This is a genomic window from Flavobacterium procerum, assembly GCF_042431625.1.
GTDB lineage: Bacteria > Bacteroidota > Bacteroidia > Flavobacteriales > Flavobacteriaceae > Flavobacterium > Flavobacterium procerum.
This window is the reverse complement of record NZ_JBHLYW010000004.1, coordinates 1-26,397: the sequence shown is the minus strand read 5'-3', so window position 1 is coordinate 26,397 and position 26,397 is coordinate 1. Positions and strand designations below refer to the sequence as shown.

Annotated in this window: 18 protein-coding genes and 1 rRNA gene; 6 read left to right on the top strand and 13 right to left on the bottom strand. The window is 34.9% G+C overall.

The window, feature by feature from the left end; translation table 11 throughout:
* Positions 1-135 precede the first annotated feature (135 nt).
* The 3 genes from gnd to pgl are packed head-to-tail and all read left to right on the top strand — an operon-like array spanning position 136 to position 3,807.
* Positions 136-1,542, top strand: coding sequence for an NADP-dependent phosphogluconate dehydrogenase (gnd, locus tag ACFFLS_RS03920; protein WP_379685380.1), 1,407 nt, complete (start codon positions 136-138; stop codon positions 1,540-1,542).
* A gap of 20 nt (positions 1,543-1,562) precedes the next feature.
* Positions 1,563-3,074, top strand: a complete 1,512-nt coding sequence (zwf, locus tag ACFFLS_RS03915) for a glucose-6-phosphate dehydrogenase (RefSeq protein WP_379685379.1) — start codon at positions 1,563-1,565, stop codon at positions 3,072-3,074.
* Between the two features lie 7 nt (positions 3,075-3,081).
* Complete coding sequence (gene pgl, locus ACFFLS_RS03910) at positions 3,082-3,807, top strand: 6-phosphogluconolactonase (protein ID WP_379686369.1); 726 nt, start codon at positions 3,082-3,084, stop codon at positions 3,805-3,807.
* Between the two features lie 81 nt (positions 3,808-3,888).
* On the opposite strand, the gene ACFFLS_RS03905 is transcribed toward pgl, so the two are convergent.
* Positions 3,889-4,248, bottom strand: a complete 360-nt coding sequence (locus tag ACFFLS_RS03905; RefSeq protein ID WP_379685378.1) for a hypothetical protein — start codon at positions 4,246-4,248, stop codon at positions 3,889-3,891.
* A gap of 618 nt (positions 4,249-4,866) precedes the next feature.
* On the opposite strand from ACFFLS_RS03905, the gene ACFFLS_RS03900 reads away from it, so the two are divergent.
* On the top strand, positions 4,867-6,003 hold the full coding sequence (locus ACFFLS_RS03900) for a glycosyltransferase (protein WP_379685377.1): 1,137 nt from the start codon (positions 4,867-4,869) through the stop codon (positions 6,001-6,003).
* 213 nt (positions 6,004-6,216) lie between these two features.
* Positions 6,217-6,852: an NAD(P)-binding domain-containing protein gene (locus tag ACFFLS_RS03895; RefSeq protein WP_379686368.1), complete on the top strand. Its 636-nt coding sequence runs from the start codon at positions 6,217-6,219 to the stop codon at positions 6,850-6,852.
* Between the two features lie 171 nt (positions 6,853-7,023).
* Here the strand turns inward: ACFFLS_RS03895 and ACFFLS_RS03890 are convergent, their stop codons facing one another.
* The 10 genes from ACFFLS_RS03890 to ACFFLS_RS03845 all read right to left on the bottom strand — a co-directional run bounded on the left by ACFFLS_RS03890 (position 7,024) and on the right by ACFFLS_RS03845 (position 21,078).
* Positions 7,024-7,545: a DUF3347 domain-containing protein gene (locus ACFFLS_RS03890; RefSeq protein WP_379685376.1), complete on the bottom strand. Its 522-nt coding sequence runs from the start codon at positions 7,543-7,545 to the stop codon at positions 7,024-7,026.
* A complete protein-coding gene (locus ACFFLS_RS03885) occupies positions 7,542-9,977 on the bottom strand; it encodes a zinc-dependent metalloprotease (RefSeq protein WP_379685375.1) in 2,436 nt (811 codons plus the stop codon). The genes ACFFLS_RS03890 and ACFFLS_RS03885 overlap by 4 nt, the downstream gene beginning before the upstream one ends.
* 4 nt (positions 9,978-9,981) lie before the next feature.
* A complete protein-coding gene (locus ACFFLS_RS03880; protein ID WP_379685374.1) occupies positions 9,982-11,403 on the bottom strand; it encodes a RagB/SusD family nutrient uptake outer membrane protein in 1,422 nt (473 codons plus the stop codon).
* A 4-nt stretch (positions 11,404-11,407) separates the two neighbouring features.
* On the bottom strand, positions 11,408-15,052 hold the full coding sequence (locus tag ACFFLS_RS03875) for a SusC/RagA family TonB-linked outer membrane protein (RefSeq protein ID WP_379685373.1): 3,645 nt from the start codon (positions 15,050-15,052) through the stop codon (positions 11,408-11,410).
* A gap of 129 nt (positions 15,053-15,181) precedes the next feature.
* A complete protein-coding gene (locus ACFFLS_RS03870) occupies positions 15,182-16,321 on the bottom strand; it encodes a FecR family protein (RefSeq protein WP_379685372.1) in 1,140 nt (379 codons plus the stop codon).
* A 197-nt stretch (positions 16,322-16,518) separates the two neighbouring features.
* Positions 16,519-17,130, bottom strand: a complete 612-nt coding sequence (locus ACFFLS_RS03865) for an RNA polymerase sigma factor (RefSeq protein ID WP_379685371.1) — start codon at positions 17,128-17,130, stop codon at positions 16,519-16,521.
* A 156-nt stretch (positions 17,131-17,286) separates the two neighbouring features.
* The gene (locus ACFFLS_RS03860) at positions 17,287-18,012 is read right to left on the bottom strand and encodes a beta/alpha barrel domain-containing protein (protein WP_379685370.1); all 726 of its coding nucleotides are present in this window, start codon (positions 18,010-18,012) and stop codon (positions 17,287-17,289) included.
* Positions 18,013-18,149: 137 nt separating this feature from the next.
* Positions 18,150-19,622, bottom strand: coding sequence for a serine hydrolase (locus tag ACFFLS_RS03855; RefSeq protein WP_379685369.1), 1,473 nt, complete (start codon positions 19,620-19,622; stop codon positions 18,150-18,152).
* 274 nt (positions 19,623-19,896) lie between these two features.
* A complete protein-coding gene (locus ACFFLS_RS03850) occupies positions 19,897-20,349 on the bottom strand; it encodes a response regulator (RefSeq protein WP_379685368.1) in 453 nt (150 codons plus the stop codon).
* Positions 20,350-20,604: 255 nt separating this feature from the next.
* Positions 20,605-21,078: a response regulator gene (locus ACFFLS_RS03845; RefSeq protein ID WP_379685367.1), complete on the bottom strand. Its 474-nt coding sequence runs from the start codon at positions 21,076-21,078 to the stop codon at positions 20,605-20,607.
* A 451-nt stretch (positions 21,079-21,529) separates the two neighbouring features.
* Here ACFFLS_RS03845 and ACFFLS_RS03840 point away from each other — a divergent pair, with 451 nt between their 5' ends.
* Entirely contained in the window at positions 21,530-24,145 is a 2,616-nt protein-coding gene (locus tag ACFFLS_RS03840) for a glycoside hydrolase family 3 C-terminal domain-containing protein (RefSeq protein ID WP_379685366.1), read from the top strand.
* Between the two features lie 90 nt (positions 24,146-24,235).
* On the opposite strand, the gene ACFFLS_RS03835 is transcribed toward ACFFLS_RS03840, so the two are convergent.
* Complete coding sequence (locus ACFFLS_RS03835) at positions 24,236-26,005, bottom strand: mechanosensitive ion channel family protein (protein ID WP_379689185.1); 1,770 nt, start codon at positions 26,003-26,005, stop codon at positions 24,236-24,238.
* Between the two features lie 306 nt (positions 26,006-26,311).
* Positions 26,312-26,397 (bottom strand): 5S ribosomal RNA (rrf, locus tag ACFFLS_RS03830); the annotation flags it as partial.

The following is a 26,397-nucleotide window of genomic DNA, read 5'->3' as shown; positions in this document are numbered from 1 at the left end:
TTTTATATTAAAAGATTAAGAAAACAAACTGTCCACTATATTTTTAAAGTTTTATAAAAGCCTAAACAACAACAAAATAGAATTTTATTTATTACAAAAAGACAGTATCCTAAAAACTTAGTTAATTTAAAAATTATGAGCACATTTGATTTTGGTATTGTCGGGCTCGGCGTAATGGGCCGAAACTTACTTTTAAACATCGCAAGTCATAAATTTGCAGCAGCAGGTTTAGATTTGGATACCGAAAAAGTAAATTCCTTAAAGGAGGAAGCCAATCCGGAACATAGTATTGAAGCAACAACAGATGTCAAACATTTTGTTGAATTAATCCAACGTCCAAGAGCGATTATGCTTTTGGTACCGGCAGGAAAGCCGGTTGACAGCGCAATTCAGAGCCTTCTTCCTCATTTGGATCAAGGCGATATTATAATTGACGGCGGAAACACTTATTTTACAGACACAGATCGCAGATTTTTGGAATTATCAGAAAAAGGCATTCACTTTTTTGGAATGGGAATTTCTGGTGGAGAAAAAGGTGCGCGATTAGGACCTAGTATGATGCCTGGAGGCGACAAAAAGGCCTATGAAAGATTACGTCCGATTTTTGAAGCGATTGCTGCAAAAGTAGACGGAGAACCTTGTGTAGAATACCTTGGAAACGGATCGGCTGGAAATTACGTGAAAATGGTGCACAACGGAATCGAATACGGCATCATGCAACTGATTTCTGAAATTTATGACCTTATGAAACGTGGTTATAATTTGGATGAAGACACTATTCAGAAAACTTTTGAAGAATGGAATCAAACGGACTTGAAATCATACCTAATCGAAATTACGGGACATATTCTTAAAGAAAAAGATCCAAGCGGTGTAAAACTTATAAACCTGATTTCTGACTGGGCAAAATCTAAAGGCACAGGTAAATGGACTTCTCAAAATGCAATGGACTTGCAGGTACCAGCGCCTACAATCGATGCCGCAGTCGTAATGCGAGATATGTCAAAAAGCAAACCAGAAAGAATTGAAGCATCTGCTAAATTAATCTGGAATCAAAAGCAAACCGACGTCAATGTCGATGAGGCTGTAAAATCACTTAAAGATGCCTTGTTCTTTTCTATCCTGATTACGTATGCACAAGGACTTGCGATGCTGAAAACAGCTTCTAAAGAATACAATTACGAACTTAATTTAGAAACAGTTACTAAAATATGGCGTGGAGGTTGCATCATTCGTGCTGTCGTTTTAGAAGATTTCAGAAAAGCATTTACTGCAAACCCAGAATTAGCAAATATTCTTTTGGATGATAACATTGCTTCAAAACTTAATGAAAGCCAAAAAGGAATAAGAGAAATTATACAGTTTGCTGTACAAAACGGAATTCCAGCTGCAGGGTTAATGAACTCTTTAGCTTATTTTGATGCTTACCGATCTGAAAATCTTCCGACAAATTTAATTCAGGCACAACGTGATTATTTTGGAGCACATACATACGAACGTATTGATGTTCCTGGTGTTTTTCACACACAATGGAATGAGTAAGCAACTTTAAGCGAAATTAAATGAGTACTACTAAAAATATAAATCCAACCATCATTGTTATTTTTGGAGCTTCTGGAGATCTTGCAAAAAGAAAGCTTTTCCCAGCGTTTCAAAATTTATATCTGGATGGAAGAATGCCCAAAAAATTCCAAATCATAGCGCTCGGAAGAGCCGAAAAAACTGATGAGGAATTCCATAATTATGTTCTGGAAAATTTAAATACATTTTCTAGAAAAGCGGCACATGAAGACAACGATACCGATAAATTCATTTCGCATATCTCCTATTTGCGACATGATATCGACAAAGAAGAATCGTATCAGGAATTAAATACAAAACTAGACAGCATTGATCAAGCTTTTGGTATTCGTGCCAATCGTTTGTTTTATCTCTCAATTGCGCCTTCTTTTATTACAACTATTTCAGTTTATATCAAGAAAATCGGTCTTGCTGCCAATGTAAAACAAGACAGGATTATTATTGAGAAACCATTTGGTTACGATAAAACTTCTGCGATTGCACTAAACGAAATGCTTTCGGAAACCTTTAAAGAAGAGCAGATTTACCGTATTGATCATTATCTAGGTAAGGAAACCGTTCAAAATATCCTAGCTTTCCGATTTGGAAATTCGATGTTTGAGCCTTTATGGAGCCGAAATTTTATTGATTTTGTCCAGATTACAGTAGCCGAAGAAGTTGGGGTAGAAGAACGAGGCGGTTTTTATGAAGGAGTTGGAGCCTTAAAAGACATGATTCAGAATCACTTGCTTCAAATTTTATGTATGACAGCTATGGAAGCGCCAGCATCTTTAAGCGCAGACGATATTCGAAACCGAAAAGCTGATGTCTTAAAATCTATTCGACGCATAAAACCAGAAGAAGTAGATCACTATATCGTGAGAGGCCAATACGATGCCGGATTTATAAAAGGCAATCCTGTAGCTGGTTATCGTCAGGATAAAGGAATTGCGCCAGATTCTAAAACAGAAACTTATGTCGCAATGAAGATTTACCTTGATAACTGGAGATGGCAAGGTGTTCCTTTTTATCTGCGCAGTGGTAAAAGAATGCAAGAGAAGCAATCTTCTATTATAATTCAGTTTAAGCCAGTACCGCATTCTACTTTTGCATACGGTTCTGAAGGCATGACTCCAAACAGGCTTATCATTAATATTCAGCCAGCCATGGATATCAAATTGCAATTTATGACTAAAAAACCAGGACTTTCGCTTTCTTTAAGGCCAGCAGAAATGGTTTTTGATTATTTTTCGTGCTCGACCATGTCTCCAGAAGCTTACGAAACACTTCTTGCCGATGCTTTAGCGGGAGATCCTACCCTATTCATGCGTTGGGATCAAGTAGAACAAGCTTGGGATGCTATCGATACGATACAACAAGTATGGAAAAGTACTGCACCGACAGATTTTCCTAACTATGCAGCAGGAAGCTGGGGACCCGAAGCCGCAGACGAGCTACTTGCCCGTCAGGGACATGCGTGGGTTTCTAATACACCTGTTACTTTAAACGAATAATTTTATGATGAAACGAATATTTATATCAACAGAAGAACTTAACGAGAATGCTGCGGGGACTTTTATATCATCTGCTCTTAAGGCCATAAATGAAAAAGGCAGTTTTACTGTTGTACTTACTGGAGGATCTTCACCAGAAGGTCTTTACAAGCTTTTAGCTTCAGAAACTTACAAGTCAAAAATTGACTGGAACAAAGTTTATGTTTTTTGGGGCGATGAACGCTGGGTACCACTTGATAATGATTTGAGTAATGCAAAAATGTCTTCTAAAACGCTTTTAAGTCATGTTCCAATTCCTGATGAAAATGTTTTTCCGATGTACAAAGACGGAGTTACAGCAGTAGAATATGCAGTAGAATATGAACAATCTATTCGAACCATTTTAGGAGATGAAGGAAAATTTGACCTTATACTGCTTGGTATGGGGGATGATGGCCACACCGCTTCTCTTTTTCCAGGTGAAGCCGTTTTAAATGAAAAAACAAAATGGGTAGATGCCTATTGGCTTGCTCCTCAGAACATGTATCGAATTACCTTAACGGCTCCTTTAATTAATAAAGCGGCAAAAATTATTGTAATTGCGTTTGGAGAAAAGAAAGCTCCTGCACTTAAAGAAGTTACAGAAGGTGAATATAATCCTGAAAAATATCCAATGCAGTTGATTAAGCCTGAAACTGGAGAATTGTTCTTTTTTGTTGACAAAGAAGCTACTAAAGGGCTAAAAAACAATTAAAGTCTTTTAACATTAGTCAAAAAAATAAAGCATGAAAAGAGATCAATTCTCATTTTCATGCTTTTTTAATATCTCTCAAAATCAGTTTAAAGGTTCAGATGTTTTCATCCTCAAACAATTTTCTGATCCCAAATAAAGCGGATTTCCATGTTTTTCTGACCAAAAGCCTTCGAGAACATCTTTTGTAATGCATCTGTAAACTGCAACTCCCTTATAAGTTTTATGATCATCGCCTTTATAACTAAAATTAATCACAAGTATATTGTCCTTAAAAAAGCCAGTACCTTTTTGTTTTTGCGTATCATTAATAAGCCAAACAGCTACTATTCGATTATTTATGTCTAATGAAAGGCTCAAAGTACCTTTATAGCTTATTGCGCTACTTTCTTCCTGATTACTTCCAGAAATGGAATAATCACCTATTAAATCTTGTATTGTCATTTATTTTACTGAAAATTCAGAGTTTAAAAAACGTAAATTTAATTAAATTCTAAAAATAAATACAGCGATTTTTCTTCCTCCAAAATCACTTTAATTCAGAAATTTAGTTTTGGATTTTCCTTATTTCTTAGTGTTTTCACAAGTTACATAGTTTGTTCCTCAGAGATTAAAACAAAAACATTAAAAACCAGTATTGACACCGCTTTTACTAACATTTCAATCTATTATAGAGTTTGAAGTTCCCTGCTATACCTAACGTATTCAACTTTGGAAAAATAATCTGCCACAAGGAATCCGAATTGCAGAGAATGTAAATCTTAGTGAAATTTCTAAAAGATACGATATTACAGGAACTAATATTATAAATATAATTCAGTAAGCCTATTTAGAAGATAATAATGACAGCATTAAGCTATAAACATCTGCTTCAAGGAATTAAGAAAGAATATGCCAAAGAAGGCAAAATAATATTGATTCATTTTATAAAGAGAATTTCTAAAATCTGTAAATTATGTAAATGCCGTATTTAAAATTGTAAGAAAACACATTTGAATGCTATTAAATTTGCTGAACTTTTTTAATCATTCCAATCCATACTAATTATAAAGTCTACAGCATATGATACACAATTTAAAAGATACCGACATAAATCTTCATTCTCAAGCAATAACCCTAGACGATCAAGGCCAATATTACGACATGATTGTTTTTTCAAATCTGAGATATCAGTTCGTGTACCAGCGTCCGCAGCACATTATGAGCAGAATGGCAGAATCAATGAAAATTTTATTTATTGAAGAGCCTTGTTACAACGCTGAAAATGAAAATTCAGGTAATCTGATGATTATTAACGAAAGGCTTCATGTACTGCAACCCAATACAAGAGATATTAAATCTATTGCAGAAATAATTCCCACTTATGTGAAGAATAAAAATATTGTTTCAGGTTGGTTTTACTCTCCTACATTCTGTCCTTTAATAGAATTATTCAATTTTGATACTATAATTTATGACTGTTTAGAAGATCTTTCACTATCAAAAGATGTTACAGCTGAATTGATTGAACAAGAAAAATACCTAACTTCTCGTTCAGATATTATTTTTACCAACAGCAAAACGTTATACGAAACAAAAAACCAAGTACACGATAATGTTCATTTTTTTCCAAATTCGGTAGATGAAGAGCACTTTGCAAAGGCATTAAACAACATTTCAATTCCAGCAGACATAGGAGACCTACAATCACCAATTGTTGGTTATTACGGCGTAATTGACTCGCGCATCGATTTTAAATTATTAGAAGAAACGGCAAAAAATCTTCCTAATGTTTCATTTGTAATGATTGGACCATTGTCTGAAATCACCCAAAAAGATCTGCCTAATACACCAAATATCCATTATTTGGGTATGAAATGCTACAATGAACTGCCTTATTACCTAAAAGCATTTGACATTGCGATGATTCCATTTTTACTCGATGATGCCGTGAAATACAACAATCCGACTAAAACATTAGAATATATGGCAGCCAAAAAACCAATTATTTCAACCAAAATTATAGAGATAATGCGCGATTACAGCCATTGTGTAAACTTGATTGACAATACTGACGATTTTACCAACGCCATAGCTTTTTTATGTGACGATACAGAACGCCCAGATATGGAAGCCGCATATGCTAAAATCTTGAAAAACACATCTTGGGACACCACAGCCGAAAAGATGAAAACTATCGTTAAGTTTTATGCCAAATAAAAATATGCAATAAAGAACCGAAAAGCGTGTCCAATGACGCGCTTTTTTTATTCATAGAAATTCTTAAACCAATTATGATTTTATTTTCGTAAATTAGTGTACACTTTTCGCTCTTCTAATTAAAAACAGGTAAAACTACCTACTACAGAATCAGGCATTTACCCTAAATTTAGCATAATGATTTTTCATAAAAATTATTGACTCTCCCCAAATATATTTCATATCAATCATAAGGTTTTAAATATAAATCCAAATATTATGAAAATAGGAATAATCGGAATCGGAACACTTACGCTAGAATTAGCAAGAAGATCTGTGCAGGCAGGATATCAAGTAATTATAAATAATCCAAGAGGTAATGGCATCGTGCGAGAAACAATTGAAAAACTCGGGCCAAATATCGAATTAGCATCTTTGGATAAAGCCTGTGAAGCGGAGCTATTATTACTGTTTATTCCTAAAGACAATCTTGAGTCTGTACTTAAAAACATGCCCGACACTACGGGAAAAATTGTAGTTCATACCAGTAGTCTCATATTTAATCCACAATCTCTGCTATCGGGAATTACAAATGCTTTAACTTATCAGATAACAGCCGAATTGCTTCCAAAAGCACATGTGGTAAAATTATTCAATCCTGTTAAATTAGAAAAACAGAATTTGCCGGTTCAACAGAAAGACGAAATATTTTTTATAGCCAAACATTCGGAATCAAAACTTCGTATTCAAAACTATTTAAAAAGCCTAAATTTTTCAGCTATCGATCTTTCCAGGCGATTACAATTTAGCGGAGTAGAAGCAAATCCAGATGTCATTCATTCAATAAAAAATTATCCGAAAGGAAACTAAAAAACTTCAGCGGAGCAATATCTATTATATGTTTTAAAAAAATATTATTTGGTATATGCATTTCGTTTCTTTGAAGTAATAAAAAAAAGCTGTCCTTTTGAGACAGCTTTATACTGAAAGACAAATACGGCCTCTTATTGGGAGTACCGCATTCATCAACTAATTCAAATTTTACAAACTTCCTTTTACCTCACCACAGGTAAGCATGTTTTTAGGATAGTATGGGTTTTTTATTTCTTTACTGTCGCTTAACCACATAGCGCTCGTCATTGGGCAAACCTGCAAATGCAAAGTAGTATCTGCAGCTTTAAATTTAGGAGCCAAATCCCAAAACTTAGCAGAAAGCTCTTGGAATATTTTACGTTGTTTATTGATATTCTTTGTAGCTGCTACAGCTGCCGCAAGATCCATAATTTCTCTTCTTGCCACAGTCGCTGCATTCATCTGATCAAGAGTCAATTTTTTAAACCTAAAGTTATTTAACGAATTCTTTAAAGCAGCAGCGTTTTTAACAACTGCAATACTGTCTGAAACAAGAAGATTATTTTTTAAAGCCAGATAATTGTTTGTAATTTCCTTTTTTGCTGCTTCTCTTTTTTCTACTAATTCTGAAGCTACTTCTTCTTTTGATGTCAATTGTGCATGTGCCAGAGTGCTCAAGCAGATTAAAGCTGCTGCTAATAAATTTTTCATAATGTTGGTTTGTCTAATTTTGTAATGATTTTGTCAATGTCAAGTAAAATGCTTTCGAAATGATCTTTATTGATTCCAGATGCAGTATTCATCAGTTTTGTAATATCTATTTTTAGTTTTAGAAGATGTTGTCTTCCATACAACTTCACATCACTGCGTTGCGCTGCATTTGCTGCTTTTCCAGGCTCTAATTCTTTTGGCAATAACAGCATTCCTAATTTTTCAATATAACCTCGCTGCAAGCTTCTTCTGTAAAAATCCTGTTTTTCGTCTCCGCTGAATTTTACCCAAACCGTCTGCTGTAAATCGCTAAAAAATTCTGGAACCGTATAAGCTCCTTCAGACTGCATAGACTTCAAACTAATATTGTAAAGCATTCCCGAGCTCAAAAGCATATTTAGAACCTGATTCTGTTGATCTGAAATCTGATCTGCTGTTTTTAACGGAATAAGCTGCTCAATTTCTTTTGGATACATCCATAAAGGCGCTGTAAATAACTGTCTGCCAACATAGTCGATTGAAGCTTTTACTTTTGCCTTCGGAATTGGCTGATAAACTGTGCCTTTTTCGTCAACTGTTCTTTTGGTTACATAATTATTCCCAATATTTTTCAATACATGATACAAATAGCGGCTATATTGCGATACAACTGCTTTGTGCATGTCCGATAGATTATCGTAAGCATCGTTTGGCTGATACGTCCATTGAATCAAATTTGGGACTACTCGTTTCAGATTTTTAATTCCGTAATCACTCGCCTTTACTGAATCGTCTCCCAAATCTTCTGACTGACTGCGCGGATCTTCGTCTTTTCCTTCTCCTCCAAACCATAATTTCGGATTAGCCGTTAAACTGTCAGTTGTTAATTTGGCCAGTATGTTTTCTTCTTCAAATTCATCTTTAGTGTTTGGATAATAAGTATAACCCCATTTTACTGCCCATTTATCGTACATTCCGATTCGTGGATAAATTCCTTTGGGACTAATATTGTCTTCTGGTTGTGCAACGTAATTGAAACGAGCATAATCCATAATAGAAACGGTATGTCCATTCTCTTCAACCCATTTTTTATCACGAAGGTTTTCTACAGGAGTCGCACTGCTCGCTCCCATATTATGACGAAGACCAATCGTGTGTCCGATTTCGTGAGAAGAAACAAAACGGATTAGTTCTCCCATCAACTCATCGTCTAAATGCATTTTTCTTGCCCTAGGGTCTAATGGTCCTGCCTGAATCATGTACCATCTTTGTACCAATTTCATTACATTATGATACCATCCTACATGGCTCTCAATGATCTCGCCACTTCTTGGATCGCTAATTCTTGGTCCGTAAGCATTTGGTGTTTCAGAAGCTAGATATCTTACAACAGAATATCTTGCATCTTCTAAACTCATAGTTTTGTCATCTTCTGGCCATTCTTTACCTACTATCGCATTTTTGAAACCAGCCGCTTCAAAAGCTTTCTGCCAGTCGTTGATTCCCGCAATCAGATACGGTCTCCATTTTTTTGGCGTTGCAGGATCGATATAATATACAATCTGCTTTTTAGGTTCAACCAATTCGCCTCTTAAATATTTTTTGATGTCTTTGTCTTTAGGCTCAAGACGATAACGCTGTACAATGAATTTCTTCTGAGCACTTTGTTCATCATCATCAAACAAAACATATTTATTGGCAAAATATCCTACTCTTTCATCAAAAAAACGTTTACGCATCGGCGTTTTCGGAAGTAATACAATTGAAGTGTTCAATCGCAAGGTAATACTGCCACTGCTTGCCGTCGAACTTGTATAAGTCTTTGTTGTCTTAACTTCGATATTAATCGGATAGCTATCAACGGCTTCGATAAAAGATTTGTCATCAGCCAAAGAAGTCAACTTTTTCTCCGTTTTTTCTTTCCCTTCGATAGCAAACATTGCATTGTCTTTCTTAAAAACATCCGTTACATCGACAACTACATTTCCGTTATCTGGATTGGTTGTTTTGATCGGAAAAGCGGCAACAATTGGATTTTCATTGCTTCCTGCCAAAGCTTTTGCCAACATCGAATCGGCAGAGCGTACATCTTGTCTGTACTGTAATGATCTTAAGAAAACGGTATTATTTGCCCCTTTTTCAAAATAAATAGTCTGCTCATTTGCTTTTTCTCCGCCAAAAATCCCCATACCTTCTGGAGTAGACAGATAACGTGTTACCACCAACATATATCGGTTAAACAAACTGTCTGGAATTTGAAAATAATATTTCGTATCAACCTGGCTTACCGTAAAAAGTCCTGCTTTGTTTTTGGCCTTATCTGTGATTACTTTGTTGTAGGCCAGCATTCCTTTTGGCTGTGTACTGGTGCTGTCGGCTTTTTTTTCTGGAGTTTGAGCAAAACCATGCTGTCCGAAAGACAGCATGGCTAGTAAAATGATTAATTTCTTCATCTAATTAAAACGGAAGTTTTTCGTCTGTGTTTAATGTCAATTTTGGATTCTTCTGCAAAGCTGACAAAGGAAATGGAATAATATATAAGCGAGAGTTTGGTTGTAAAGTGTACGTTTTTTGAGGAACAGTTTTGTTTACCAAAGGAAATAATCTTGTAACTGTTTTGGCAAATTCTGTTTCAGTATTTAATCTTTTTAAATCGAAAAATCTATTAAATCCTAAAAGCAGTTCTTTTCTTCTTTCGTTGATTACCAATTCCATTGTCTCTTTTCTAGTTGACGGAACTGTTAAGTTTACTGTACCAGACAAAATACGTTTGGCTCGCAAAGTATTTAAAACTGTTACAGCTTCATTGAGCTTGTTGTCTCTTGCATAACATTCGGCAAGAATCAAATATACTTCTGTAGTTTTCATACCAACTGTCGGGTAGAAAAATCTCGTGTATTGAGTTGCCCAATAAGCTGTATTCGAACCTTGATCAAGATTGGTTGTACTGCTAGAATTAAAAAACAAATTAAAACGAGCATCATTAGTACCGAACAAAGTTCTCAACTCTGGACTTATAATATAGCTTTGTGCAAAGTTCATTTCGTTATAACCAGTCATGTACATATAACTTAAAACTTCTACATTATTTGCTGCTGGTACGGCAACTGCAGTTGGTCCGCCTTGAGCGTTGTAAGCTACCAAATCAAAAATCTGATTGTTGTAGCTTAATGATTTCTCTGCTGCTGCCTGAGCTTGTGCAATTTCGCGTTTGAATAAATGAACTTTTGCCTTAAAAGCATAAGCAAATGCTAGAGACGGATGGTAAACATCTGCAGGTTTTTCTTGAAGATATGGCAACGCTTCTTCAATATCCTTTTGAATGAAATCGTAAACCTGTGCAACAGTAGATTTTGAAGGCTGTGCTTCTAAATCAAATTTATCCATGATGCAAATTCCTCCATCTGTGCCTGCAGTCTGCGGATCGTAACCTTTTGCGTAAGTGTTCACTAACAAAAAGTGATCATAAGCTCTATAAATCTTAGCTTCGGCTTTAGCCAAACGTTTTGTATTTCCGTCTCCTTTGCTATCATCTACCAATGAAATAATGGTATTCCAACGGTTGATGTAAGTGTAAGCCTGATTGTAAAAACTAGAACCCGTCATCAGTGAAACTCGATCAACACTTTCGTCAAAAGTAAAATTGATGATATCGATGTTTGGAGTTCTTCCAATTACGTTTGCCTCTCTCATCCATTGGTCATCTGACAAATATTGAAAGTTATTGATCGGATAACCACGCCCTGGCAGAGAAACCAATTCTAGAAACTGATCGGCTGTTTCAATTACCAAAGATCCTTTTGGCGTAACGTCTGTATAATCTTCACAAGATGATGCTGAAAGCATCATTAGTGAAAGTATTAGATATATCTTTTTCATAGTATTAAAGGGTAAGATTAAAGCCAAACAAATATGTTTTTGGCAATGGTAAATTACGTGTACCTGAATTAACAGAATAAACTTCTGGGTCAATACGGTTTCCTGCAGCACTCCAATACCAAATGTTGTTCATCTGAAAAGTGAATTTAGCCGAAGCGATATTTAATTTAGTTGCAAAAGTTTTTGGCAGATTATATCCTAATGAAACGTTTCTTAGTTTAATATAATCTCCGTCTACAACATTAGCACTTGAATTTCTCCATTGACTGCTAATTGTTCCTGCGTAATTTCTAACACTTTCATCAAAATCTACATACAAACGTGTATTTCCGTTTGGATTTGCATCTGTATAACGATCTGTAATTCCAGAAAGATTTACTGCATCCGAACTCATATCAATTGTTTCTTTACGCATTACGTTTCCGCCTGAGAAAATAAACAAGAAATTCAAATCAAATTGTTTGTATGAAAAACGTTGTGATAACGAACCAGAGTAAGTTGGAGTTAAACTTCCCATATTTACAAGCGCATCAGGATTTGTAACGCTTTTGATTGAAGTCGCAACCGGATTTCCGCTAGCATCAAAAGTAATTGACGGATTTCCATTTTCATCCAAAACATAAGGATATCCGTTTATCGTTCCTCCATATTTATAAGCATACAAACTATTATAAGCTTCATTTTCTTCAAAATAATCAATTGGAGAACTTACAAATACTGAGGCTGTAGATTGTGCTCTGGTCACTTTCTTAACCGTTGTTCTATTAAATGCTAAAATCATTGTAGAACCAATACGCAAATCTCCATTATTATACCAATCAGAACCTATGCTAAACTCAACACCTTTGTTCATAAGAGCTCCAGCATTAATTCTTCTTGACAACGCACCAACAGTCGGATCTAAATCGGTTGTAGCCAATAAATCACTGCTATATTTACGATATAAATCGATGCTACCATTTAATTTTGCTCTAAACAAACTGTAATCCAAACCTAAATTTGTGCTCTGTGTTTTTTCCCATCGCAACATTGGATTTGGCTGAGCCGTAATGTTTGTATATTGTAAAGACTGATACAAGTTATCATTTCGCCTTGTAGCCGTGATGTATGGAGTTGTGGTTTGGTCAATGTTTCCGTTTACACCGTAAGTTGCTCTCAGTTTAAGTGCAGTAACCCATTTATATTCTTTCATAAATTCTTCGTTACTCACATTCCAACCTAAACCTGCAGACCATAGAGGACGATTTTTATACTTTGGATCTACTCCAAACAAATCTGCCCTATCAACTCTGTAACTTCCTGTTACGTTATATTTCGATAAGAAAGTATAACCAACTGTACTGAATACAGAAAAATAACGGTGCAGAATTTCTGTCTGCGTTCTTGATACTGCCGCTAGAGTTCTATTGTTTCCAAACATATAACTCGGCGTTCCTGTCTGACTCAATGCAAGACTATTGATTACAGCAGAAGTAAGCGTTACAGGATCGTAGCCGTATCGTATTTGTTCAATGTTCCTTGGAAGAAAAGTTTCTCGCATTTCAAAACCTGCTAAAGCATTTACAGCATGTTTTCCGCCACCAAATTCTTCATTATAATCCAATTGATTTCTAAAAGAATAATTAGTCGACTGATTGCTCAATTGTTTGTAACGGCCTCCTGTCGAAAATCCATCCACATAAGTATAGGTATTCGTTGTTGGATTGTATGCGGTTAAAGCATTAATGGCATAACGCATTTTATAAGAGTTAACATCATAGTACTGGTCTTGATCGTTTCTTCTTACTTCGTATTGAAACTGTGAACTAGCACTCAAACCTCTCCATAATTTTGCACGAAGATTTCCAAAAGCTCTCAAAATCAATGATTTTTCATGAGTAATACCTTCTTTTAGGGCATTTAAAACATTAAAAGTCATTGGCTTGAAACCACTTAACGCAGCTAATTTTTCTGCCATCGCGGGATTAATCACACCACTTGAAGTAAATCCGTCTTTAATTCCTACGAATGGAGAAATTACTAAATTTCCGTTATCATCTGTAATACGCTCATAACGTTTTTGGATGTCATAATTTCCAAAATCGTTATCTGTAACATCGTCATTGCTGTATGTTCCATTTACTCCAAATGTAGCATTTAACCAGTTATTAATCTGGAAACTGCTTTTTGCATATAAATTGAATGCTCTGCTTTGATTGTTTACAATTCTATTTTTTGATTCATCGTAATTAAGCGATACATAGGTGTTCTGTTTACTTGTACTTCCAGAAAATGAAACATTATAACGCTGTCTGAACTCATTCTGCCAAACATTATCACGATAATCTTTCATATAATCATTTTTTCTCCATTGAGCGATTGTACTATCGTAATCTGCACTGCTTATTTTACCGTCTTCTAAATTTCTGTTCAGTTGGTAAAGCGGACTATAATATTTAGAACTGCTGTTTCCAATATCACCATAACTGCTGAACATAGTTGATGTATTAGCAAATCTTGCTCTTTCGCGATTGTAAACATCTTGTTCAAAATCAATTAAATCGCTTGTTGAAGCATAATTCATGTCTCTTAGATTCGGTTTTGTTGAAACAAAGAAATCAGAGTTAACGCTCACTTTTAGTTTACCGCTTCCTTTTTTAGTAGTCAAAACGATAATACCGTTTGCAGCTCTAGAACCATAAATAGAAGCTGCCGCCGCATCTTTAAGAACGTTTACGCTTTCTATATCATAAGGATTAATATCTTCTAAAGCCAATTCAGATGGAAGACCATCAATTACAATCAATGGAGCGTAACCTACATTCAATGAAGAAAAAGTTCCCATACCACGCAATATCGGTGTGTCTGATCCGGCACCAGTTGGGTTTTTTCGAAATACCAAACCAGCTACACGTCCTTCTAAGGCACTTGGCAAATCCTTATTGATGTTTTCATTTAAAACTTTTTCATCAATTTTTGTAATTGCTCCTGTAGAATGGCTTCTTTCTAAAGTTTGAAAACCTGTTATGACCACTTCTTTCATAGCTGCAACTTTGTCTTCAACAATTACAGCTAATGTGTTTCGGCCATTTATCGCAATAGACTTTGTTTCGATTGTTAATCCAGAGAACTCTAAAATTCCATTAGAAGGAACATTATCAATTATGAAACTTCCATCAAAATCGGTAATACTAGCTCTGTTCGTACCAGATAGCGTTACTGTAACACCAGGAAAAGGTTCTCCTTTATTATTAGTGATTTTTCCGCTTACCCGGATTAATTCGTTTCCCAAGCGCTCCTCCTTTTCTTTTGAAGCTGTTACAACTATAGTCTGATTTGTAAGTGTGTACTTTAAATTCTGACTTTTAAAAATTTGGTTGAGTGTTTCTTTTAAAGAAGAATTCTTAACATTAACGGTAACTGGACTAGAATCTTTTAAAAGTTTTTGAGTGTACAAAACTTCATAATTTCCTTGTTTTGCTACTTCTTTCAACACTGTTTCAAGTGGTGCATCTTTAAAATTAATAGTGATATTCTGTGCTTTAGCTGTAAAACTGCCGAAAAGCATAAACAGAAAACCAATTATCCAGAAGCGAGAAGATAGGTTAAGCCTCGGAATCTTTTTTGTTACTTTTTTGTAAGGTTTTTTTGGTTGTAAATTTAATTTCATACATTTACATTGGTTATAGTTTAACAATAGTGGACAACTTATATCGACTATAAACTTTTTAAACAACCGGAAGCATCGCAACTGCTTCCGGTTTTTAGTTTATAACAACATAATCGGTTAAATCTAAAATCAAGGATAAACGATAATCGTATTCCCTTCAACTTTAAATTTTATATTACTAAGCTCAAGTACTTTTAATACTTCAGATAAATTTTTATTTCTAAACGTACCTCCGTTAAATCGAACATCCGATACATCTCCGCGGTATTCTACTTTTATGCCATACCAGCGTTCAAGCTGTTTCATGACAGATTTCAGGTCGGCATTATCAAATTTAAAGCGACCATTCTTCCAAGCAATTGCAGCCTCGGTATCAACTTCTCTAATTGCAATTTTATTTGAATTATCAGAAATATTAGACTGCTGGCCAGGTTTAAGAAGCGCTTTATTACCTTTAGAAGTAACCGCTACGCTTCCTTCTAATAAAGTCGTCTTTACAATTGCCTCATTTGTATAAGCATGTACGTTGAATTTAGTCCCAAGGACTTGAATGGACTGATTATCAGATTTTACGATAAAAGGTTTTTCTTTATTTTTGGCTACTTCAAAATACGCTTCACCTTCGAGTTCTACGACTCTTTCGTCTCCATTAAATTGTGTTGGATATTTTATAGAAGAAACTGCATTTAAAAATACCTTGGTTCCATCTGCTAAAACAATATTATATTGACCTCCAGTCGGAGTTGAAAGTGTGTTGAATGAATGTTCATCTGAATTTCTTGTCGCTGCACTTGGATTGACAACATACGATATCGTTCCGTCTGCATTCATGGTAATAGTAACTTCTTGTTTTTCGCCTTCTTCTGCAATTGTGTCTTTTACCGAAATATCGTCAAGAACGATTTGTTTTCCGTTTGAAAGTGTCAAAATACCATGGTTTCCTCCAGGAGCGATTTCATGAGGCTTTGCAGCAACCTGAACAGACTTTTCTTCTGATTTAGTAAAATAAAACAAACCAGTTCCTAGTAACAATGCAACAGAAGCCGCAATCGCAACACGAGGCCACAAGCTAATTATTTTGGTTTCTTGCCTTAAAGGCAAATTAGACTTTAAATGATGATAGCTATCTTCAAGTTCATATTCGTTGAGATTACGTTTACTATTAGCCGCTTTCTGCAGATACCATGCATCCAATTTATCCTTTTCTTCATCAGATAAGAAGCCTTGACGGAATTTTTGCAGTAATGCTAAGATTTCAGTTTCATTCATAATTACGACACGAAATTTTGTCCTGTTTTTAAGTAAGACAGTTATAAAAGACTTTTGTCATAGACAAAAGCTAAAAAAAATTAAAAAAAATATTATTATATCATTAATAAATCTGAAATAATGTTATTTTCTATTTACTAATGAGACTATTAAGCGAAGATTCTATCACAAAAATTAACAAAAACTTTTATAATAATTCACCAAACAAAAACATGTGCGAGAGTTTTGAGTTTTTCTCGGAGTATTTTAAGCGAATTATAAACTTGCTGTTTTGCGGTTTTATCCGTAATGTTCAATTGAAGAGCAATTTCATCATAAGAGAGCTCTTCTACTTTTCTAAGCAGAAAAACTTCGCGCATTTTTGAAGGAAGCAGCTCAATCTCTCTTTCAATAATCGATTCGAGTTCTTTTTCTCTAAGTTTAGAATCTGCGAGAACATAGTCGTTCTCTATAAAATTTGAAATTGAATCTGCATATCGAGAAACTACTTTTTCGTGCGCAATATGATTGAGTATTCTGTTTTTTACAGCTTTATACAAATAAGAAGAAAGTGCCCCTGTAATGTTTAAGTCAGCGCGTCTGTTCCAAACCGTCAAAAAGACTTCCTGAACGACATCATTTGCCTCATCCTGATTTCCTAAAATTTTGTACGCGTGATTGACAAGAATTCTAGAATATCTTTCAAAAATTTCGGTATAAGCCAACTGATTATCTTCTTTAAGAAAATTTAACAAGATATCATCAGCATATTTACTATAAACAGACATTAATTCGTACAAGTCAGGATCTAAAAAAGCAATATTAAACATTTTTTACATTAAAAACCAAACCATCATTGCAGGTTCAATAGCAAAATGATGAATTTAATAAGATTAATTCATCATTTTACATCATACTAAAAAATATTCTCAGCTATTGCTACAGCTAGATTAAAAACTAATATCTAAAGAAAAAAGCACAACTATTTAGAAATGATTTAAACTGCTTCTGTATTTAATCATCAGCGATTTAAACAAATCTTTATTTGAAGGAGGCGAAAGTACAATTGCTTTTGAGCCTGCTTTAATCGCTTCTTCAATACTTTCCATGCTTTTCCCGCCGGTGGCCATTATAGGAAATCCGGGAAAAATATTGGCAATCGATTTTAGAATTGCATTAGTATGTATGCCACCTGTAACATGAAAAATATCTACTCCTGCATCCATTTTGCTTTTTAGAAAATTATAATCAGAAGAAGCGATACTTGCGATAATCGGTATCTTGATTTTTTCTCTTATTTTTTTTAAATCCTTATTTTCAAAAGGTATATTAACAATTATACCCGCTGCTCCAGCTTGTTCCGCATACATTGCCATTTCAAGTGACTTTTTTCCTTTCGTAGTCCCACCACCAACACCACAGATTACTGGTTTATCCGAAAACTCTATTAATGTTTTGATTATTTTGACTGATGGCGAAAAAGGGTATACAGCCAAAACAGCATCTGCATCATTATTTTCAATTAAAGCCATATCGGTTGAGAAAAGAAACGACTTCAAAACTTTTCCGCCAAGTTGCAATCCTTCACAATTATTAGCAATTATTTCGGGAGTATTAAGCGCTTTTGAAAGCGTTTTTTTTCTTGTGAACAATCGTTCCCAAAATGAAATCTTTCTTTTTATCGCCCAAAATGTATCTGAATTTAGTTGCATATTTCTGTTATTTTCAACCAAATTTAGCACACTCAATTTTAAGATTTTATAAAATCATGATTGAAAATTCATTTTATGTAATGAAACCGAGAAAATTTGCAACAAAAACAATAAGCCGGTAAAATCGTCCCAAAAATTTACTTTTTCAGCATATTTTGCAATACTTGTAAACCATGTTCATTTTTCGGATTAAGCTCAACAGACTTTTGATACATGGCAATAGCTTTTTTCTGATCGCCGGTTTTCAGAAGAATTTCCCCATAACTGTCATAAACATTCCAGCTTTGAGGAAACAGATGCACATTGAGTTTAAAAATTTCAAGCGCTTCCTGATTTTGTTCTTTTGCAGCCAATCTGTAAGCCCATTCATTGAGTTCAAATTCATCTGGAACAAAATAAGGGTTTGCTTTCTTTTCCTGTTCTGTAAAACGTATGGCTTTATCAAAACCTATTTCACGAAGAGTTGTACGCAGTAATGTTACCGGGTCAGACTTGGTAATATCACCATTGTAAATTCCTGCCAATTCTTCTAAAAAATCCTCAGGATAACTTCCTCCAAGATTGGTCAAAACAATAACCGATAAATCATCTTCAGGATAAACTAAAAATGCTGCTCTTCCGCCCCCTGACATTCCTATTGCTCTATGTTTCGAACGAAGCTTATTCATTCCCCAACCCAAAACCCAAGGAATCGTTTTTCCACTATTAAATTTTGAAGGCTGCCACATCTGCTCCAAAGATGCTTTAGACAGCAATTTTCCAGATGTAAGTGCAATTATCCATTTAGCCAAATCCTCAGAAGTAGAATTGAGCCCCGAAGAAGTTCTTCTAAAATAAGGAAATTCAAAGTAATTATTAATAAGTTTTGGTTCAGGAAGAACTTCTCCATCAAGCGATTTTCGCCAAAAATAAGTTGGTGCCATATGCGGAATAACATCTCTGGAATCTCCAAAAACCGTGTGTTTCATGCCTGCAACATTAAACTGCTCCTCAAACTTTTCGACAAACTTTTTTCCTGAATATTTCTCAATAATTTTCCCAAGCAAATCACCATTCGTTTGATTGTAGCTAAATCGTTCTCCAGGCTCAAAATCCATAGGAAGCGTGATTAATTTTTCCCAAATGGCTTTTTCATTTTTATAAGTTGCAAAACCTCCAGTTTGCGGATCCATTAATCGCAATACATCCGGAAGTCCCGAAGTATGGGTTAGCAACTGTTTTATTGTTATTTTTGACCAACTTTCTGGAAGTGCATCCAGATAATGAGAAACTGGAGCAGAAATATCTATTTTTCCCGATTCTGCCAATTGCATTATTGCAGTTCCGGTAAAAACCTTAGTTATAGAATTTATAGCAAACACAGAATTTGACCGAACCGGAATATCATCCTGAATATTGGCAATTCCATAGCTTTTATTTAAAATAATATTTCCATTTTGTACAATCGCAACCTGCAGTCCAGGGATTTTTCGTTCTTTCATTTCGCGATTGATAAGAACATCTACTTGGCTTTCTTTGGTTTGAGCCTTAACGAATGAGCAATGAAAAAACATCAGAACTGTCGTGAAAAGCACTTTTTCGATAAATTTAATTGATGAAAGTTTTAGCATTTTCAAAATTTTAAAATATGAACTTATCTAAAGACTGCTTTAGTCTCTAAATGTTTCAGTTTTCTTAAAATTTAATTGAAGAAAATCTAATCAGATAGATATAAAAAATGCATAATACCAGTCTCTCATTACAGAAAAGTAAAACTGGAGAATCGTTTTTTTTGTTTTACACAAGTTGTAAAAATTCAAAAAAAAAGAAATGAATGATTGCTCAAAAACTACATTATTACAGCCTTCGACTTATCCGAAAAATTAAAATGACTTGAAAAAATGATTACAGCAAACGAAAATCAGCAAATTTCGGCATGTGCGAAAACCAATCAAATTTTATTAAGGCATCAATAAAGTACTTGATTTCGTTATATGTCGCAGGTTTTACAACATAAAACGAAGCCCCTAAATCAAAGGCTTTTTGTACTGCACTTGGATCACTTGAAGTAGAAAGAATTATAACGGGAAGTTCTTTAAAAATGCTGTCTTCACCTCTTATCATTTCAAGACATTGCATACCATTGCAACGAGGCATATTAATGTCAAGAAAAACAATATCCGGTCTTCGGGAGTTTGGATTATTCAGAAGATCCATAAGAAAAATACCGTCCTCTGCTTCGGTTAGTATTGCATAAGGATCAACCTGAGATAAAGCTTCGGCAAAAAGAGCACGATCATCCATATCGTCATCTGCCAAATAAATTCTTCTCTGTGTGCTGTTATTTTCTAAACTCATAACTCATCATTCTTTGTCAACAAAAACTATAAGACATGTTTAGAAAATCCTCAGATTCATAAAGCCAAAACTCTACATTCTGTAAATCTATAAAATATGAATTACAACCATGAAAACGGTTAACTCAGTAAAATTAGTGTTTTAAACCTTACAAACCGAAATATTACAGGTAAAAATACATAAATTATTTACAAATGTTAAAGTATTCTTTAAAAAGTAGCTATTTTATTAAAAAAAACAAAAAGGATAATTTAGCTAAACCGCATCCTTAATATTCTCAGGAAAAATAAAAATATAACGTGGAGATTCAGACTGCAAATTCAAAAGTGCCTTTTTCAATCCGCTGCCTAGATTCGTACAAATTGTTACAAGTATTTCTTTGAGACATTGAAAATCACAGGGTTTTACAAAATAGGCAACTGCTCCCAAAGTTCCCGCATCGTCAATACCTGCTTTTCTCGAAGAAGTAGCAATCATAATAACTGGCACTTCGCTTCTTCGATCCTCTCTTTTAAGTAAATCAAGAAATTCCCACCCATTCATAACGGGCATTCCAGCATCAAGCAGAATCAAGGATGGCGGTTCGATTACATTAAGTAGTTTCAATGCCTCAGGTCCGCTTGGTGCGCAGAGAAAATTTATGTTTTGATTAGAATCTCTAAAAATACCGGTAAATATTTCTGTATCATCCAGATCATCATCAATCAATAAAATTACTTTTTCTTTCATCTCTAAGGGGTAAAATCGGGTTGTATTAGGAATGTCAACTAAAGACTATCATTCATTTAAGAAATACCAAATTAAGAAATCATAAGATAAATCCCAAACAAATCAAGTCTTCCTTTCACATTTACTTAATCTAAAGCCTTCAGCTAATCCAAATCAAAAACAAAAAAAGCCAATTAACTGTTCCCAAACAGAGCCACCATCAAATAATATACCATTTGAGTTCAGAAATCCAATCTTCTTTTTTTTTGATTCTTTAATACAACGCATTATAGAACATGATTTGTTATCCTTTTGATCCCATTAACCAAAAGATTCTAAGCTTTACAACACCCGCCAAATAGCAATTAATGCTAAAATGAAAAATAGAAACATTTTATTTTGTAATTTCAGTTATTGCAAAAACTCAAAAAATAATCTACTAATTATTAAACCAAACCCACCACGCAGACAAATGAGAAAAGTATATCAATATGTGTTTATCCTGAGCTTGTTTACGCTTGATCTTACAGCACAGGATAAATTTCCATTTCAAAATCTAGCCCTGACAATTGAACAAAGAGTAGACGATTTAGTTTCCAGAATGACAATTGAAGAAAAAATAAGTCAGTTGATGGATTCAGCACCAGCAATAGAAAGACTTGGAATACCAGAGTACAACTGGTGGAATGAATCTCTCCACGGCGTTGCGCGAGCAGGATATGCCACTGTTTTTCCGCAATCTATTTCTATTGCCTCTTCCTGGGACAAACAATTGGTTCTTGAAGTTGCTAATGCCATTTCAGACGAAGCTCGTGCCAAACATCACGAATATTTAAGAAGAGGACAGCACGGCATGTACCAAGGATTGACATTTTGGTCTCCAAATGTCAACATATTTAGAGATCCTCGCTGGGGACGCGGCCACGAAACTTATGGTGAAGATCCTTATCTAACAGGCCAACTTGGACTTAATTATGTAAAAGGACTTCAGGGGACCGATTCTAAATATTTAAAAGTAGTTGCAACAGCTAAACATTATGCGGTGCATTCAGGTCCGGAGCCTTCTCGTCACGAATTTAATGCCAATGTAAGTGATATTGACCTTTACGAAACTTATCTCCCTGCTTTTAAAACTTTAGTAAAAGAAGGAAATGTATATTCTGTAATGGGAGCTTATAATCGTTTTAGAGGAGAATCTTGTAGTGCCAGCCCTTTTTTATTCAATATTCTTCGAAACGAATGGGGATTTAAAGGGTATATAGTTTCTGACTGCGGTGCGGTGACAGATATTTGGAAATATCATAAAATAACTCCAGATGCAGCTACGGCATCAGCTCTGTCTGTAAAAGAAGGCTTAGATTTAGAATGTGGGAGCAGTTACAAATCCTTGAAAGAAGCACTTGACCGTAAACTACTTTCTGAAACCGATATTGATATAACTTTAAAGCGCCTGTTTACTGCCCGTTTTAAACTAGGAATGTTTGATCCTGACGAAATTGTTCCTTATGCACAAATTCCTTATTCTGTAAATAATAATGCAGCAAATGACTATCTGGCACGTAAAGCTTCTCAAAAAAGTATCGTTCTTTTAAAAAACCAAAACAGTGCCCTTCCGCTTTCAAAAAAAATAAAAACAATTGCCGTTATTGGTCCAAACGCTGATGATATACAATCTCTTTGGGGAAATTACAGCGGCGTGCCAAGCAATCCTGTTAGTATTTTAAAAGGAATTAAAAACAAACTTGAACCTAACGCAAAAGTATTGTATGCCAAAGGAACTGATCTTGCTAAAGGCGTTCCTGAAATGAAGGTAATTCCATCTATTTATTTTCAAAATGAAAACGGAAAACAAGGTTTAACTGGTGAATATTTTGATAACAGCAAATGGGAAGGAGCCCCGATTTTTGTTCGTAACGATGACAATATAGATTTTCATTGGGATATTAATACTCCAGATCCACGTATGAAAATAGGCAATTACAGTGTGCAATGGTCTGGATATATTACTGTGCCTAAATCTGGAATTTATGAAATATCAGACTGGGCGAAGCCTTTTATGACTGTAAATATTGAAACTGGGAAATCATCAGGAGGAAAAAACAATCATCATCCAAGAATTCGTCCGCAGAAAATTGAATTAGAAGCCGGAAAGAAATATAAAATTGAAGTGAAGTATCAAAACTTTTATGGTGATGCTATAGCACAGCTTTTGTGGGCAGAACCAAAAGAAGACCTTTTCAAAGAAGCTCTAGAAACCGCTAATAAATCAGACGCAGTTGTTCTAGTTTTAGGACTAAACGAACGTTTGGAAGGCGAAGAAATGAAGGTGGAAGCGGATGGTTTTGAAGGCGGAGACCGAACAAGCCTTAACTTACCTGCCAATCAAGAAGAATTAATGAAAGCCATAGTTGCAACTGGAAAACCTGTAACTTTAGTATTAATTAACGGAAGCGCACTTTCCATTAACTGGGCAAATGATAATGTTCCAGCGATACTTACTGCTGGATATCCTGGACAACAAGGAGGAAATGCAATTGCAGATGTTCTTTTTGGCGATTATAATCCAGCAGGGAGACTACCTATCACTTATTATAAATCTGTTGATCAGCTTCCAGCTTTTGAGAATTATGACATGAAAGGGCGCACATATCGCTATTTTGATAAGAAACCCTTATATCCTTTTGGATTCGGATTAAGTTACACCACTTTCAAATACAGCAACTTGAAAATTCCTGCTGTAGTAAATGCGGAAAATAATTTTATAATTTCAGTGGATGTATCAAACACGGGTAATTATGATGGAGATGAAGTTGTAGAATTGTATCTGAAGGATGAAAAAGCTTCAACAGCTCGTCCGATATATCAATTAGAGGGATTTCAAAGAATTAATCTAAAAAAAGGAGAATCTAAAAACGTAAGTTTTACCATAATACCAGAACAGCTTTCCTTGATTAATAAAAAAGGAATTCGTGTAATTGAACCTGGTACGTTTAAAGTTTTCGTAGGCGGAAAACTACCCGACGATTCTAAAGATGTAGCAATAGGCAAATTTGAGGTTAAAGGAAAAACAATTGTACTAAAAAAATAGTTTTTGTTACTATTATTAAAGAAAATTAAAATTCAATTCCGGCATCAGTTTCTGATTATTTTCCATTAGAAATTGATGCCGTTTTTTCTTTTATGTTTCATTAGAATTAAAACTGCCTTCATCTGGATATTTTATACTGCCTTTTAGTTCTTCGACACGTTTCGGGTCAAACTTAGGAAGTTGCAATTCATTATTTTCTTTCCATTTTTTTATAGTCTCAGAAATAGCTTGAGATTTTTCATCGGAAGGAAGAATATCGCGCGATACAAAAAGCCTCTGAGAAGGATAAGCTAATGAAGTTCCACTGTTTTCAATAATATCCATCATTCGCAACAATAAATCTTCTTGTATTTCCTGCGATGTTTCAAAATTCACAGCTTTAATATAAGCTGTAACTTCAACTTTTAGAGCGTCGTTTGTAATTCCCGTAAACCGCACTACAGGAGTAGAATCTATAACTTCGGGATGTGCATAAAGCAGCGATCTAAGCTCTATCAATAGATAACGAATCTGATCTGGTGTCGTCTCCATTCTAAAATTAAGTATCGGATTAAAAATAAAGCGATCTCGATGAGCAAAATTCTCAATTTTACTGGCAGAAAGTTGTCCATTTGGAATGGTTACAATTGTGCGAGCAGAAGTTCTTAATGTTGTAGATCGCATTCCGATAGATTCTACAGTTCCTTTAATATCATCTACTCTACAATAATCTCCAACCCTTAAGGGCTGATCAGCAATAAGACTCACGCTTCCAACAAAGTTTTCAATAGTTTTTTGTGCTCCCAATGCTAATGCAATACCTCCAATACCCAATGCAGCAAGTCCAGCACTAACATCGACACCAATAATTCCGAGTATAGCGATAATACCGATGAAAACAATTGCAACTTTTGTAGTACGGCTTAAAAATAATATGGCAGATACAGCCGAAATCCTTCCTCTTCTATTCATTCTGCTTCGCGTGAACATGCTTATAAAGTCAGTAATTCTCCACAAAAGAATTAGAAAAGCTACAATTCCGATTGTAATTATAATGATGCTGAAACGCTGTCGAACTACAATAGATATTCCCATACGTTGAGTAAAAGCCACAAATAGAATTACGGTCAAATACATCTGAACCGGCAAGGTAAAAGCGTTTATGATAGCATCTCCTTTTTCACTTGCAGCTTTTTTCCATATTTTTTGTAAAACGAAAACAATCATAAAAATAAGTAATCTCGAAAACAAATAAGATACAACTGTCATAATTACAACCACAGCCCAGTGGCCAACAGGAACATTGCCCAATTTCCTTTCAATCAGGACATTTGGCAGTATTCTGTCCAAAAAAGTCTTTTCTCCCTTGATATCTACAGAAACAATTGCTTCTATAGTTTCAGCAGAAAAAAGCCATAAAGCAGGCTGGTTATCTTCTGATTGATTTTCAACATAAAGCTGTATCGTTTTTTTATTGGTTGAAATACTTCCAACTAAATCGATACCAGTTGCCAAATCATCATCAATACGTCCAAACTCTTTGTTGCTTATAATTGAAGAAGGAGAAAAATTACCTCCCTGATCCAGCAGTTGTTGAAACGTTTTTGCTATTCTTATCCTTTCTCCCGTCTTACGATAAGAACGCTTACTCAACACAAAATACTGACTTGCGCGTAGATAATTCTGATCTCCGATAGCCTTAATAAAACCATTGATTGTTCCCTGAGGAGTCCTTCTTCCTAGAGAATCTTCAGGCGATTTTGCAAGCTCTTCAGTAGTAGTTTTAGCAGTACCCAGCAACTGAGCAGTAGCTTTATTTGAGGTTACTAATACGAGAAGTAATACAAAAAAGAGAAGTAGACGTTTAACATTTAAAATCATATTTTCAATGTTTAAATATTTAAACTATTAAAAATAAGAAATATAGCAAAGAAAAGAAACTCAAATCAATAGAATTAATTCAATAATCTATACAATAAGAATAAAAAATGCTTCTTAATCTTGAAAATTATAGAATTAAATTGATTTATCATGGCGTTTCCTTGCGGGCCGGGCAGTCCGCTATCTTACCGATCGACAAAAACTGCGACTGAAAAAGCCTTGTTTTTGTGCCTATTCGGATTCTCATCTTTAAGAACCCATTAGGCAAAAAAAATCCTCATCAAGTCAATGATGAGGATTCCTAAAGAAAGGCGACGACATACTCTCCCACAATGATGCAGTACCATCTGCGCAGGCGGGCTTAACTTCTCTGTTCGGAATGGGAAGAGGTG

Coding starts and splice junctions, on each gene's coding strand:
- ACFFLS_RS03865 (WP_379685371.1), bottom strand. CDS start 17,130: ATGTTTAATATTGCTTTTTTAGATCCTGACTTGTACGAATTAATGTCT.
- ACFFLS_RS03855 (WP_379685369.1), bottom strand. CDS start 19,622: ATGCTAAAACTTTCATCAATTAAATTTATCGAAAAAGTGCTTTTCACG.
- ACFFLS_RS03860 (WP_379685370.1), bottom strand. CDS start 18,012: ATGCAACTAAATTCAGATACATTTTGGGCGATAAAAAGAAAGATTTCA.
- ACFFLS_RS03880 (WP_379685374.1), bottom strand. CDS start 11,403: ATGAAAAAGATATATCTAATACTTTCACTAATGATGCTTTCAGCATCA.
- ACFFLS_RS03875 (WP_379685373.1), bottom strand. CDS start 15,052: ATGAAATTAAATTTACAACCAAAAAAACCTTACAAAAAAGTAACAAAA.
- ACFFLS_RS03900 (WP_379685377.1), top strand. CDS start 4,867: ATGATACACAATTTAAAAGATACCGACATAAATCTTCATTCTCAAGCA.
- ACFFLS_RS03850 (WP_379685368.1), bottom strand. CDS start 20,349: ATGAGTTTAGAAAATAACAGCACACAGAGAAGAATTTATTTGGCAGAT.
- pgl (WP_379686369.1), top strand. CDS start 3,082: ATGAAACGAATATTTATATCAACAGAAGAACTTAACGAGAATGCTGCG.
- ACFFLS_RS03845 (WP_379685367.1), bottom strand. CDS start 21,078: ATGAAAGAAAAAGTAATTTTATTGATTGATGATGATCTGGATGATACA.
- zwf (WP_379685379.1), top strand. CDS start 1,563: ATGAGTACTACTAAAAATATAAATCCAACCATCATTGTTATTTTTGGA.
- ACFFLS_RS03885 (WP_379685375.1), bottom strand. CDS start 9,977: ATGAAGAAATTAATCATTTTACTAGCCATGCTGTCTTTCGGACAGCAT.
- ACFFLS_RS03840 (WP_379685366.1), top strand. CDS start 21,530: ATGAGAAAAGTATATCAATATGTGTTTATCCTGAGCTTGTTTACGCTT.
- ACFFLS_RS03890 (WP_379685376.1), bottom strand. CDS start 7,545: ATGAAAAATTTATTAGCAGCAGCTTTAATCTGCTTGAGCACTCTGGCA.
- ACFFLS_RS03905 (WP_379685378.1), bottom strand. CDS start 4,248: ATGACAATACAAGATTTAATAGGTGATTATTCCATTTCTGGAAGTAAT.
- ACFFLS_RS03835 (WP_379689185.1), bottom strand. CDS start 26,005: ATGATTTTAAATGTTAAACGTCTACTTCTCTTTTTTGTATTACTTCTC.
- gnd (WP_379685380.1), top strand. CDS start 136: ATGAGCACATTTGATTTTGGTATTGTCGGGCTCGGCGTAATGGGCCGA.
- ACFFLS_RS03870 (WP_379685372.1), bottom strand. CDS start 16,321: ATGAATGAAACTGAAATCTTAGCATTACTGCAAAAATTCCGTCAAGGC.